Annotated in this window: 9 protein-coding genes; 6 read left to right on the forward strand and 3 right to left on the reverse strand. The window is 46.5% G+C overall.

Annotated features, from left to right (window positions below; translation table 11 throughout):
- Positions 1-166: 166 nt before the first annotated feature.
- Positions 167-2,119: an acetate--CoA ligase gene (acs, locus tag AC5YBX_RS06810; protein ID WP_494524645.1), complete on the reverse strand. Its 1,953-nt coding sequence runs from the start codon at positions 2,117-2,119 to the stop codon at positions 167-169.
- Between the two features lie 178 nt (positions 2,120-2,297).
- Here acs and AC5YBX_RS06815 point away from each other — a divergent pair, with 178 nt between their 5' ends.
- The 3 genes from AC5YBX_RS06815 to AC5YBX_RS06825 all read left to right on the forward strand — a co-directional run bounded on the left by AC5YBX_RS06815 (position 2,298) and on the right by AC5YBX_RS06825 (position 7,836).
- Positions 2,298-5,720, forward strand: a complete 3,423-nt coding sequence (locus AC5YBX_RS06815; RefSeq protein WP_494524646.1) for a hybrid sensor histidine kinase/response regulator — start codon at positions 2,298-2,300, stop codon at positions 5,718-5,720.
- 24 nt (positions 5,721-5,744) lie between these two features.
- The gene (locus AC5YBX_RS06820; protein WP_494524647.1) at positions 5,745-6,356 is read left to right on the forward strand and encodes a fumarylacetoacetate hydrolase family protein; all 612 of its coding nucleotides are present in this window, start codon (positions 5,745-5,747) and stop codon (positions 6,354-6,356) included.
- A 190-nt stretch (positions 6,357-6,546) separates the two neighbouring features.
- Positions 6,547-7,836 (forward strand): NAD(P)/FAD-dependent oxidoreductase, encoded by a 1,290-nt coding sequence (locus AC5YBX_RS06825; protein WP_494524648.1) that lies wholly within the window; start codon positions 6,547-6,549, stop codon positions 7,834-7,836.
- A gap of 162 nt (positions 7,837-7,998) precedes the next feature.
- Here the strand turns inward: AC5YBX_RS06825 and AC5YBX_RS06830 are convergent, their stop codons facing one another.
- Positions 7,999-8,556 carry an outer membrane beta-barrel protein gene (locus AC5YBX_RS06830; protein ID WP_494519474.1) on the reverse strand — a complete coding sequence of 186 codons (558 nt, stop codon included), beginning with the start codon at positions 8,554-8,556 and terminating at the stop codon, positions 7,999-8,001.
- A 714-nt stretch (positions 8,557-9,270) separates the two neighbouring features.
- On the opposite strand from AC5YBX_RS06830, the gene AC5YBX_RS06835 reads away from it, so the two are divergent.
- Complete coding sequence (locus tag AC5YBX_RS06835) at positions 9,271-9,804, forward strand: protein tyrosine phosphatase family protein (protein ID WP_494519472.1); 534 nt, start codon at positions 9,271-9,273, stop codon at positions 9,802-9,804.
- Positions 9,805-10,110: 306 nt separating this feature from the next.
- Here AC5YBX_RS06835 and AC5YBX_RS06840 read toward each other — a convergent pair whose 3' ends face one another.
- Positions 10,111-10,980: a LysR family transcriptional regulator gene (locus AC5YBX_RS06840; protein ID WP_494524649.1), complete on the reverse strand. Its 870-nt coding sequence runs from the start codon at positions 10,978-10,980 to the stop codon at positions 10,111-10,113.
- 176 nt (positions 10,981-11,156) lie between these two features.
- Between AC5YBX_RS06840 and AC5YBX_RS06845 the strand changes: the two genes are divergently transcribed.
- Together AC5YBX_RS06845 and fghA are read left to right on the forward strand one after the other, a co-directional pair.
- Positions 11,157-12,287, forward strand: a complete 1,131-nt coding sequence (locus tag AC5YBX_RS06845) for an S-(hydroxymethyl)glutathione dehydrogenase/class III alcohol dehydrogenase (protein ID WP_110456194.1) — start codon at positions 11,157-11,159, stop codon at positions 12,285-12,287.
- 100 nt (positions 12,288-12,387) lie between these two features.
- Complete coding sequence (fghA, locus tag AC5YBX_RS06850; RefSeq protein ID WP_494524804.1) at positions 12,388-13,230, forward strand: S-formylglutathione hydrolase; 843 nt, start codon at positions 12,388-12,390, stop codon at positions 13,228-13,230.
- The last annotated feature ends 213 nt before the right edge of the window (positions 13,231-13,443 follow it).

The raw sequence follows: 13,443 nt of genomic DNA on the forward strand, positions 1-13,443 counted from the left end.
TTATGTCGCTATCGCTGAGGCTACAAAGCCAACAGGATAGCAATGTGCCAAGGTTGAGTCGACCCGCGACGCTCTATATCAGATAAAAAAAGCCCCTCAAAGAGGGGCTAGTCAGGTCAATCATGGCTTAGCATGAAATACGCCATAGCAGACAACTAAGCTATGGTTATTCACTGCGATTTAAGCGGCTTTCAATCAAGGTGTCGATAACCGCTGGATCGGCCAAGGTAGATGAATCACCTAAGTTGGTCACTTCGTTGGCCGCAATTTTGCGCAAGAAGCGGCGCATGATCTTACCCGAACGTGTTTTAGGTAAGCCGTCAGCCCATTGAATTAAGTCTGGAGTGGCTAAGGCACCAATTTCTTTACGAACCCACTGACGTAAGGCCTGACGTAACTCTTCACTGGGCGTCGAGCCTTTAGTGAGCGTCACATAGGCATAAATCCCTTGGCCTTTAATGTCGTGCGGGTAACCCACCACTGCGGCTTCGGCGACTAACTCGTGTGCCACGAGCGCACTTTCGACTTCCGCTGTGCCCAAGCGATGACCCGATACGTTGATCACATCATCGACGCGACCCGTTATCCAGTAGTAGCCATCTTCGTCACGGCGGGCACCGTCACCGGTAAAGTACATGCCGCGGAACGTTTTAAAATAGGTCAAGGCAAAGCGATCGTGGTCGCCATAGACGGTACGCATCTGTCCTGGCCATGAATCGAGTATCACTAAGTTGCCTTCGGCTGCACCGTCGATAATATTACCCATGTTATCCACTAGTGCCGGTTGCACGCCAAAAAAAGGTCGGGTTGCTGAACCTGGTTTAGTGTCGGTCGCGCCCGGCAGCGGGCTGATCAAAATCCCGCCAGTTTCGGTTTGCCACCAAGTATCGACAATAGGGCAGCGCTCATGACCAATGACTTCATGATACCAGCGCCATGCTTCTGGGTTAATCGGCTCACCCACAGATCCCATAATGCGCAATGAGCTGCCATCAAATGCGGCAAATTGCTCTTTACCTTCAGCCATCAAGGCACGAATGAGCGTCGGTGCGGTGTAAAGAATATTGACCTTATGGCGGTCAATCATCTCACCGAGTCGAGCAGGGCTTGGGTAATTTGGGATCCCTTCATGAATAAGCACTGTGGCGCCGTTAGCTAACGGACCGTAGACCATATAGGAATGACCCGTGATCCAACCCACATCGGCTGTACACCAATAGACTTCACCGTCTTTATAATCAAATATATACTCGTGTGTCATCGAGGCATAAACCATATACCCACCAGTGGTGTGTAACACACCTTTGGGGTTACCGGTCGAGCCAGAGGTGTAGAGTAAAAATAGCGGATCTTCAGCGCCCATCTCTTCAGGAAGACAATGCTCAGACGCTGTTTCCATCACGGCTTGCCATTTAATATCTCGGCCTTCAACCCAGTTAATATCACTGCCAGTGCGCTCATAGACAATCACTTTTTCAACGCAGGTCACATCAGGATGAGATAGGGCTTCATCTATGTTGGCTTTAAGTGGAATGGCTCGTCCGCCGCGAAGTCCTTCATCGGCGGTGACAATCACTTTGGATTTACCATCAATGACACGAGATGCGATTGAGTCGGGCGAGAACCCGCCAAATACCACAGAGTGCACCGCACCGATACGTGCACAGGCCAGCATGACCACTGCCGCTTCTGGCACCATAGGCATATAAACCGTGACCACATCGCCACGACGCACGCCTTGGCCGCGCAGTGCGTTAGCAAATTTACACACTTCTTTATGCAGTTCGCCATAGGTTACTTGGCGTTGGTCGGCGGCGTCATCACCTTCCCAGATGATGGCCACTTTATCGGCATTTTGGGCTAGATGGCGGTCCAGGCAGTTGGCTGATGCGTTTAATGTACCGTCATAAAACCAGTTAATTGACAGGTTATGATCGTCAAAAGAGGTTTTCTTAATTTTAGTGTATGGCTTTATCCAATCGATACGTTGACCATGCTCTCTCCAAAAACCTTCAGGATTAACTACTGATTCCTGATACATTTTTTTATATTGTTCTTCGTTAATGTTGGCGTGGTTAGCGATTTCGCTTGGAACTTTGTAGAGAGACTGGTTGCTCATCTGACTTCCTTTAGTATCTTATTGTGCGTGGGCAAAGTATGGATTGCTTCGGCACTTTCACTCCATTAGACCTTGGTCTAGTAAAAAAATATCCTTTAATTTTAATCTGTTGTGATTATATTCTCGCCATATTTACGCTAGTATTTGCTGCAGAATAATTAAAAGAACTGGAAAATCGATGAATCTGACCCTAATTGTCGGTGTTATCGCCATTTTATACGTGTCATTGCTGTTTTTATTGGCTTGGGCGGCAGAGCGGTGGTTTGGTCGTATCACCAAAAAAATGCAGAACTGGATTTACGGCCTCAGCCTAGGGGTCTATTGTTCCTCATGGAGTTTTTTGGGCACTGTTGGGCAGGCAGCGCAAGATATGTGGTCTTTCTTGCCTATTTTTTTAGGGCCGATTTTGGTGTTTACCTTAGGCTTTGGCCTACTGCGTAAGATGGTGATTGTCTCCAAGGCACAAAATATTACCTCAGTGGCCGATTTTATTGCTGCCCGGTATGGCAAGTCGCAAACCATTGCCGCTATCGTTACCCTGATCGCCTTGTTCGGTATCATGCCCTATATCGCGCTACAGTTAAAAGCAATGGTGTTTAGCTTAAACCTATTTCAACCAGAAGATGCTCCATATGATGGCGCCGGGGTGTCGTTAATTGTCACCGCGCTGTTGGCCATCTTTGCCATTTTATTTGGTACCCGTAAGCTGGACGCTACCGAACATAACCCTGGGCTCATGGTGGCCATTGCCTTTGAATCGCTGGTAAAACTTGGTGCCTTTTTGTTAGTGGGAGCTGTGATTAGCTTTGGTTTTTTTGATGGCTTTACCGATATTTGGCAACAAGCTAAAACAGCCGAGTTGATCAATCATCCCAACCTGCGTATCGAGCAGATGATGCCGCAGCTCTTGGTTGGGATGGCGGCATTTTTATGTATGCCGCGCCAATTTCACGTGATGATGGTCGAGTGCGCCGATGAAAAAACCTTGCTCAAAGCGCGTTGGTTGTTTCCATTATATTTAGTGTTATTTGGCCTGTTTGTAGCCCCGCTGGCGTTGGCTGGAAAGTTAGTGTTGGGCGACAGTGTCTCTGCCGACACTTATGTGATTAATTTACCACTGGTGCTCGATCAACCCGTTGTCGCAGTCATTGCGCTACTAGGCACTTTATCGGCAGCCACTGGCATGCTAATTGTAGCTGTGGTGACCATCAGCGTAATGGTCAGTAACGAATGGCTCGTACCGCTATTATTACGTTCGGGTAAAATTCGACAAAAAAACTTCAGTCAATTTTCCCAGTTTTTACTCAATGCACGGCGTATCGCCATCATCTTTATCTTGTTGCTCGGCTATTTTAGTTTTTTAGCCTTAATGGACAGTGACTCATTATCGGCGCTTGGCATGTTGTCCTTTGGCGCCTTTGCTCAGCTCGGCCCTGCGCTGATTGGGGGGATGTATTGGAAGCACGGTAATCGCAGCGGGGTTTACTTGGGCTTAATCGTCGGCTTTGGCCTGTGGTGCTATATTTTGCTGCAAGGTATGGGCGGGGTTGATGGGGTCTTTAGTGGCGACTTTACCCTGCTCGAATCGATTAATCCTAATGTCCGCGATGTTCTGACCGCCTTACTGGCCAACTTAGCTTGTTATGTGCTTGGCTCTATCTGGTTTAGGGCCGGCGTCGCTGAGCGTATTCAGGCCAGTGCATTTGTGACTCCCGGTCAACTTAAAAATAGCACGGGGCGCAAAGCGTCTCCTATCTCACAGCAAGACTTACTGATTTTGGCCAGTCGTTTTGTCAGTCCCACTCGTGCGTATGAGAGTTTTTCACGCTTTTCTGAAACGGCGGTGCGCAGCGACAGTTGGCATAAGGTCGCCTCTCCGGAGTTAATTGCCCATACCGAGCATATGTTAGCGGGCGTCTTGGGCGGCTCGAGTGCTTCATTGGTGATGGATTCGGTGCTGCAAGGGCGTGACTTGGCCCTTGATGAGGTGTTTAATCTTGTCGATGAAGCCTCGTCAAAAATTATCTTAAGCCAAGATATGTTACGCGGCGCCATCGAACATGCCTATGAAGGGATGAGTGTGGTTGATAAAGAGCTTAATTTAGTGGCATGGAACTACAAATATGCCGAGTTGTATGACTACCCCGAAGACTTTTTACAGCAAGGTATGCCAATCGCCGATGTGGTGCGCTTTAATGCCGAGCGAGGTTTTTGCGGCGAGGGCGATATTGAGTCGCAAGTGGCAAAACGGGTACAACATATGCGCAATGGGACAGCGCATGTGTCTGAGCGCGAGCGCAAAGATGGCAAAGTCATTAAAATTCAGGGCAACCCTATGCCCAGCGGCGGCTTTGTCATGACCTTTACCGATATTACCCAATACCGAGCGCAGGCCAAGGCGCTGCAAGAGGTGAACGAAACGCTCGAAGCCCGGGTCAACGAGCGAACCTACGAACTGGCGCTGCTTAATAGCCAGTTGCTCGAGGCTAAGGCGCAAGAGGAAAACGCCAATGCATCGAAAAGCCGCTTTTTGGCGGCGGTGGGTCATGATCTCATGCAGCCATTAAATGCGGCGCGCTTGTTTACCGCTTCGCTGGCTCAGTATCCTAATTTAGATCATGAGGGGCGCACCACACTGTCACATGTGAATAGCTCGCTTAAAATTGCGGGTGAGTTGCTTACCGATCTACTGGATATCTCCAAGTTGGATTCGGGCACGGTTGATGTCAAGTTACGCGACTTTTCAGTGGCTGAATTACTCGAAGGCTTGGCGGTGGAGTTTGACGCCATGGCCAAAGATTATTCGATACAGTTTGCCATGGTGCCCAGTAGCGTCATCATTCATTCAGATTTAAGCCTATTACGCCGTGTGTTACAAAACTTTTTAACCAATGCTTACCGTTACGCCAAGGGGAATCGAGTGTTGTTCGGTTGTCGTCATCGACCCGGCGGACTCGAGATCCAAGTGATCGATACCGGCTGCGGTATTGACGACAATGAGCTGAGCGAAATTTTTAAGGAATTTAAACGACTCGATAATCCACAGAGTAACAGCGTCAGTGGCTTAGGTTTAGGCCTCGCGATTGCCGATAGAATTGCGCGAGTGCTCAAACATGATATCAAGGTAGTATCGACTTTGGGCCAAGGCTCAATGTTTTCGATAACCGTGCCATTAGGTGATGCCAGCCATGTGACCGCCCCTAAACGTTCTAATTTAATCATGCAGCCATTAGCTGGGGTCAAAGTGCTGTGTATCGATAACGAAGAGGCGATTTTAGCAGGGCTAGAAAGTTTACTGAGTCGTTGGCAATGTGAAGTCATTTGCGCCAGCGATCTGGCTGATGCCCGTATTAAGCTGGGCCTCAAGGGGGTCGCCCCGGATATCGTCTTAGCGGATTATCATCTAGATAACGACCAAAATGGGGTCGATGCCATGGATGGGATCCGCGCCTTGTATGGTGAGCACTTGCCGGGGATTTTGATCACCGCCAATACTCGCAAAGAGATCGTTGACGACGTGCGTCTGCGTGGCTATCACTACATGGCGAAGATGATAAAACCCGCAGCGCTGCGAGCGCTGATCTCGAGTTTAGTCAAATAAATAGTTCATATTTAGGAGCCTCATTTGAATCACGTAATATGTGATGGCAAGTCCATCATCCCTAGTAAGATTGTTTGTGTGGGTCGTAATTATGCCGAGCATATCGCCGAACTTAATAATGAGGTTCCCGAGCAGATGGTGTTATTTGTTAAACCCAATTCGGCTATATCCTCAGTGCTGAGGAGTTATCACCAAGAACCGCTGCACTATGAAGCCGAACTCTGTTTTATGGTGGCAGCTGGCCGTTTTTCCGCCGTGGGGCTGGGGCTTGATCTCACTAAAAGGCAATTGCAAAGTGAGTTAAAAGCAAAAGGCTTACCTTGGGAGCGTGCTAAGGGATTCGATGGCTCGGCGCTATTTAGCGAGTTCGTGAGTATTGCCCAAGATAGCCAGCAACTAGCCTTTACCCTGCATGTGGATGGTACTCTGCGTCAACAAGGTGATATTGGTTTGATGATCCATAAACCCGATATTATCTATCGAGAAATCAGCGAGTTTATGACCCTCAATGATGGCGATATTGTGATGACAGGTACGCCAAAAGGGGTTGGGGTGATTAACGCTGAAGAGGTGTTCACGCTACAGCTGCAATACGAAGGCTGTACCAGTATTGAGTGTCGTTGGCAGGCTCAATAGCCTTTTTAGTTTCAGCCTTAGCTAAATGATTTTATAGACTCTTATCTTAGATAACGCATCTCATTTTAACGATGCGTTTGATTCATTTCTTTGTTGTTGACCCGTGTTTGAACTTCTATATACTCAAATAACACACACCTTTGTAAAAAATATAAAACAAAGCTTTAGCCGAGCAACTTAGGGAGCCTTCATGTCATTACCGCGCTGCAATTCCTATTATAACGCCACCATAAACCAAGAAACCGATTATCAATCATTACAAGGCGAGCTTGATGTTGATGTCGTCATTATTGGTGGCGGTTTTACTGGCGTTGCCACTGCCGTTGAGTTGTCGGAGCAAGGCTACAAAGTCGCCATTGTTGAGGCAAATAAAATCGGTTGGGGCGCAACTGGACGTAATGGCGGTCAGGTCACTGGCAGTCTATCTGGCGACGCGGCGATGACGAAGCAACTGCGTAATCAAATCGGCAGTGAAGCAGAGGATTTCGTGTGGGATCTGCGCTGGCGCGGTCATGAGATCATCAAAAACCGGGTGGCAAAATACAATATCCATTGCGATCTAAAACTGGGTCATCTGCATACCGCCTATAAACCTGCTCATATGAGCGAGATGCAGGCGACCTTTGATGAAGGTGTGCGCCGGGGCATGGGGGATGAGCTTAAACTGTTATCAAAAGACGATATTCCCGAGTACCTCGATACGCCGCTGTATCATGGGGGCTTACTTAATAAGCGCAATATGCATCTGCACTCAGTTAATTTGTGTATTGGTGAGGCGAGGGCGGCCGAGGCCAATGGCGCGCTGATCTTTGAGCACTCAGCTGTGCTGGATATTATTGACGGCGATCGGCCCGTGGTGAAAACCGCACAAGGGCAAATTACAGCCAATAGCGTGGTCTTGGCGGGTAATGCTTACCATAAATTGGCGCGTAAAAAATTAAGTGGCTTGTTGTTTCCTGCCTCCCTAGGTAACTGCGCCACGATTAAGCTTGATCCCGCACTTGCTAAGCAGCTCAATCCTCATGATGTCGCCGTGTATGACAGCCGTTTTGTACTCGACTATTACCGCATGACCGCCGATAATCGCTTAATGTTTGGTGGTGGTACCAATTATTCTGGCCGCGATTCAAAAGATGTCGCGGCAGAACTTCGTCCGGCGCTTGAGCGCACCTTCCCGCAGCTTAAGGGGATTGAAATCGAGTTTGATTGGACCGGTATGGCGGGTATTGTGGTCAACCGTATTCCCCAGCTAGGTAAAGTGTCTAACAATGTATTTTACTGCCAAGGTTATTCTGGTCACGGCGTGGCGACCTCGCACATCATGGGTGAGATCATGGCCGCTGCTGTGATTGGTCAACACAAAGAGTTTGATCTATTTGCCAACATGAAACAGATCCGTTTGCCCGTCGGCGAATGGTTGGGAAATCAAGGCATGGCAATTGGTATGCTTTACTATCGCATGATGGAGAATTTCCGCTAACTCAGTGCGAATTTCACTCCTTAGAATGTTGCTTTATCGCCCTGTGGCTAAAGCATGTTATGGTTTAGGTGTATATTAACCTAATAGGTCATAACATGCTTTATCATTAATACACCATGACTCTTGTAAAGCTTCTTGCATAAGGTGTCGTGTTAAAAACCATTACATGTGATAAATAAGATTAATATTAATACTATCACCTTCAAAATTAACACCGTCAAAAGTAAAACTGTCATCGAATAATCTTAACCACTCAATTTGCAGTTCTAATGGCGAGCCATTATTAATGCCCATACCTACACCAAACTGTAAGACACTTTCTGTTTGTGAGGCATCAGCAATAGCGCCTTTGACACTGCCATAGCCCACGAGTCCATATATATTAAAGTGCTCATGTACCGGTAACGTTCCTTTTGCTAATAGGCTTAAACTGTTTTCGACTTCAACGCTAACTCCCATAAATTCATAGTCATCAATATTGGCGTAGCCTCTAAATTCAACGCCAAAATTGCGATGAAATTGATAGCCCACGATCCCGCCTAGTAATCCATTGTCGAACGAGTCTGAACCGACACCGACTACATCAACATTGGTATCGACATAGGCATACCCTAAACCAATATAGCCACGTTGAATGTAATCGTCGTTAGCATGGGCTAACTGGGCTGTTAAGCAGGCGAGAGAAAGCAGCAGTGTTTTATATCCATTATGTATATTCATTTTTTATCATCCTAGAAAATGTTTAAACTCAAATACTAGCTTTGTTCAATTATGATGAAGTTCCATTTGAAGTTCGTTTAATGTGAACTATGTCACGTACTTGATGGGGCGAATTCGATTCCTATGACAGCGGCATTGCTTACCTGAGATTTAGTATGGTTCAGCGTTATCTTCACCGTCTCCACAGGCGCTGATCAGCATGACGCATACCAGTGCAATGAGTATTTTGTGTAGTGTGAGCATATTAATCTCCATATCAAGGTAAGTACATCCAAGTGAGCCACTATTATGTATAGGTGATACTCAGCAATTTTCCATGGAGAGTGGGGAAATATATCTTTTATATCAGGGATTACTAACGTGTTTCATTAATTAGATTTTTGCTTGATAGGTGACGATAGGTCATTTTATGCAATAACGTGGCTATACTAATTTTGCTAAAAGGTGAATAACCCAAACTTATAGCTGGCTTTCAGTTACTGGCTTGGATGCGATCAATCCCCCTAGTGGTCAGTGGTATGTTTTATTAGCGCATGATGGAGGAATATTTTTTAGCGAGCGAGTTGTAATAAAAGTTTAACGGTAAGGATTTAATGGTGATCTTGAATGCAAATATCCTTTTTATTGGGGGTTAGCTCAACTATTTCAAAACCTTAGTGAACTAATTCCCTTGATTGAATGCCTTATTTAGCAAATTAAATCCAGGAATAAAAAATGAAAAAATTAGCGTTACTCTCTCTATTATTGTTTACGGGCTTTACCCATGCTGACATTACCCCGCTACCCGAGTTAAATGAGATCAAAGATTATCAGCAGCTCAACTCTAAGATCTTAACCGCGGGTTTACCGACAGAATCACAATTTAATACTCTGAGTAAAGCCGGTGTCCAGTTGGTGATTAACTTGATGCCTGATGGACAAAAGGATGCTCACGCGAATGAAGCCAAACTGGTCACCGATGCTGGTATGGAATATGTCTACATTCCCGTCGATTGGATGAACCCCAAGGTTGAGGCGGTAGAAGCTTTCTTCGAGGTGATGGATAAGCACCGTGATAAAGAGATCATTATCCACTGTATGGCTAATTATCGTGCCTCAGCTTTTGCCTATCTGGATCAGTTACGTATTGGTAATAAGGTATCTATGGAGGACACTATGGTGGAATGGGGCGATCTGCAGCAAAGTTTGCAAAAGTATTCTCAATGGGCTGAGCTAATCGAACAGGTTAAAGCTAAGTACAATCTCTAACTCTTACTTCTTCTATGTACTTATCCTAAGTGCAGTGACTAAGGACCAATTGTCTGTTCTCAGTTTAACTAGAAATACCTATGCCCAATCACTCAGGTTATTGGGCATACTTGTATCAGTGATGTGTCATCTTTAATCCGTGTGACAATCAAGACATTCATACTAAGCTCAAACATGCGACTTATGGGTTAATGTAGACAACGCATAAACCAAGATATACCACATAATCTGCTTCGCTTTGAGCGCATGAGCTATTCATAGGGCTGTGAAAAAAAACCACCCCAAAATGTTTAAAAAGGCACTCTGTCAGGGGAGTTTCTCTGCCAAAAAATCTACCATTAACCGCACTTTAGGCGAAAGGTGGCGGTTTTGCGGGTAGAGCGCCCACACACCTTCGTTGGGCTCTTGATAGGCGGTTAACAGGGGTATTAGGGTGCCAGCTTCGAGATCTTGGCTGATGTAATAGTTGGGGAGTTGCGCTATGCCTATTCCCTTAAGTGCGGCATCACGCAGGCCGTGACCTGTATTGCATCGCAACCGGCCATTAATCTTTATCTGTCTCTCCCGGCCTTGGTCGATAAAGCGCCAGTAATCATAGTTGCCGATTAAACAGTTATGCTGACTCAGCTCAGAAAGTGTATGGGGTTCGCCATAGCGTTTTAAGTAAGCTGGAGAAGCGCAAACAAAGTTTTTTCGCTGACTGATGCGTTTGGCCATTAAACTTGAGTCGGCCAACTTGCCGATACGAATGGCTAAATCGATACCGGCATCGATTAAGTTAACCTGGCGATTGGTCAGCTCAACATCCATCTCGACACTGGGATAGTTGAGCATAAAGTCATTAACAATAGGCAGAATATATTTCTCTCCATAAGCGACTGGGGCGGTCAGTTTAAGGCAACCTTGGGGCGTGCCTTTTAAGCTGCTTAGTGCGCGTTCGGCTTCATCTAATCCGTCGAGTACTTGACGGCAATGTTGATAGTAGAGCATCCCTTCTTCGGTCAGAGACACTTTACGGGTGGTGCGGTACAGCAATTTGGTGTCGAGTCTGTGCTCGATGGCGCTGATCTGCCTGCTGACTTGGGCGGTAGAGATCCCCAGCCGTTTGGCTGCGGCGGTAAAGCTTTCCGTTTCGGCCACGGCGACAAATTCGCTGACCCCTTCCCAAGGTTGCATTATTACTGTCTCGTAAAAATCATTTGCTGATTTGCTAGATTATCATTCCTCAAGAAACAAATACAATGGCTGCCATGAGGAGGCCAGTAATAAACTGGTTCGATTGTCATACCTGTTGCGAAGAAAGCGACTAAATTGTATGTGGCGCATCCACATCATCCAAGGGAGTTATTACTATGTCAGATAAGTTTATTAAGTCGAAAGCGGCCATTGCTTGGGGACCGGGTCAACCTTTGTCGGTTGAAGAAGTGGATGTAATGTTACCTAAGGCGGGCGAAGTATTAGTTAAGATTGTAGCGACTGGCGTGTGTCATACCGATGCATTTACGCTATCGGGGGATGATCCTGAAGGGGTATTTCCGGCGATTTTAGGTCATGAAGGTGGCGGCATCGTCGAGATGGTTGGCGAAGGTGTCACCAGCGTTAAAGTAGGCGACCATGTTATTCCGCTTTATACCCCAGAGTGTGGTGAATGTAAGTTCTGCAAGTCGGGCAAAACTAACCTGTGTCAAAAAATCCGTGAAACCCAAGGTAAAGGCTTAATGCCAGATGGCACCACGCGTTTTTATAAAGATGGCGAGCCTATTTTCCATTATATGGGTTGTTCTACTTTCTCTGAATATACCGTATTGCCAGAGATCTCATTGGCTAAAGTGAACCCTGAAGCGCCGCTTGAAGAGGTGTGTTTACTGGGCTGTGGTGTGACAACCGGTATGGGTGCAGTGCTTAACACTGCTAAAGTAGAGCCGGGTGCGAGCGTGGCGATATTTGGCATTGGTGGCATTGGTCTGTCGGCGATTATCGGCGCAACCATGGCTGGCGCTTCACGTATTATCGCTATCGATATTAATGACAGTAAGTTTGAGTTGGCGCGTCAACTTGGCGCGACAGATTGCATTAATCCTAAGGAATATGACAAGCCTATCCAAGAGGTGATTGTTGAGCTAACCGATGGCGGCGTCGACTACTCTTTTGAGTGTATCGGTAATGTCGATGTGATGCGCTCAGCGTTAGAGTGTTGCCATAAGGGTTGGGGCGAATCTGTCATTATTGGCGTTGCTGGTGCAGGGCAAGAGATCTCGACTCGTCCGTTCCAATTAGTGACCGGCCGAGTATGGCGTGGCAGTGCGTTTGGCGGTGTTAAAGGACGCTCTGAATTACCAGAAATCGTTGAAAAATACCTACGTGGAGAGTTCAAGTTAAGCGATTTTATTACTCACACTATGCCACTTGAAGAGATTAACAATGCCTTTGATTTGATGCATGAAGGTAAGAGCATCCGCTCTGTGGTGCACTTCGATAAATAGTGGCAAAGCATAAACGGATTAGCAAAAACCAATTAGCATCAATCTACTGTGTGGCGCAGGTGAGCGCTGTTGCCTGCGCCACACAGGGTGAGGATAAATGATGACCATAGAAAATATCAGCAGTAATAAGTGTTTTGAGGGTTGGCATAAACAGTATAAACATCAATCCTCTAGCCTTAATTGCACGATGCGTTTTGCGATTTACTTGCCGCCTCAGGCCAGTGAACAAAAAGTGCCAGTACTTTATTGGCTATCAGGCTTGACCTGCACTGATGAAAACTTCATGCAAAAGGCTGGTGCAATGCGCATGGCTGCAGAGCTTGGGGTGGCGATTGTCGCGCCAGATACCAGCCCTCGGGGTGAAGGGGTTGCCGATGCTCCGGATGGCAGTTATGACTTAGGTCTAGGGGCAGGTTTTTACCTTAATGCTACACAGGCGCCGTGGAAGTCGCATTATCAGATGTATGATTATGTGGTGAATGAGTTACCTGAGTTAATCGAGCAGCATTTCCCGGTTAATGACAAACGCGCGATTGCGGGTCACTCGATGGGCGGACATGGCGCCTTGACTATAGGATTGCGTAATCCGCAGCGTTATCAGTCGATTTCGGCATTTAGTCCGATAGTCAATCCAATGAATTGTCCATGGGGACAAAAAGCTTTTGAGCACTATTTGGGTAAAAATCGCGATGAGTGGTTGCAATATGATGCGTGTGAACTGCTAAAAAATGCCACGGCAAGGTTACCGATTCTGGTTGATCAGGGGACGTGTGACAGTTTCCTTGATGAGCAATTAAAACCTCAGGCGCTCATCGATGTGGCCAGCACCAAGCAATATCCGTTAACCTTGCGTATGCAAGCTGGTTATGATCATAGCTATTACTTTATTGCCAGCTTTATTGAAGCGCATTTGAAGTTTCATTTTGAACACTTAACGGCTTAAGCTGTTTACATTTTAACTCTAGCACTACCGTATAAGCTTATAGTGTTAAAGCGTGAATAGTCGTTAAACAAATAAGCTGAACATCAGTTCGGCTTATTTGTTGAATTGGCATAGTGTTATTAGCCAAAAGCTATGAATCGCCACTACTTCACAGGGCGGCTATTAAGCTCAGACAGAGAGTGAGAACAGTCGATTTGAGGCCAGTGCTGCTTG

The organism is Shewanella sp. 492, assembly GCF_059338445.1.

Bases quoted from the DNA above. Each gene is read 5' to 3' on its own strand.
- acs (WP_494524645.1), bottom strand. From the start codon at position 2,119: ATGAGCAACCAGTCTCTCTACAAAGTTCCAAGCGAAATCGCTAACCAC.
- AC5YBX_RS06815 (WP_494524646.1), top strand. From the start codon at position 2,298: ATGAATCTGACCCTAATTGTCGGTGTTATCGCCATTTTATACGTGTCA.
- AC5YBX_RS06825 (WP_494524648.1), top strand. From the start codon at position 6,547: ATGTCATTACCGCGCTGCAATTCCTATTATAACGCCACCATAAACCAA.
- AC5YBX_RS06830 (WP_494519474.1), bottom strand. From the start codon at position 8,556: ATGAATATACATAATGGATATAAAACACTGCTGCTTTCTCTCGCCTGC.
- AC5YBX_RS06835 (WP_494519472.1), top strand. From the start codon at position 9,271: ATGAAAAAATTAGCGTTACTCTCTCTATTATTGTTTACGGGCTTTACC.
- AC5YBX_RS06840 (WP_494524649.1), bottom strand. From the start codon at position 10,980: ATGCAACCTTGGGAAGGGGTCAGCGAATTTGTCGCCGTGGCCGAAACG.
- AC5YBX_RS06845 (WP_110456194.1), top strand. From the start codon at position 11,157: ATGTCAGATAAGTTTATTAAGTCGAAAGCGGCCATTGCTTGGGGACCG.
- fghA (WP_494524804.1), top strand. From the start codon at position 12,388: ATGACCATAGAAAATATCAGCAGTAATAAGTGTTTTGAGGGTTGGCAT.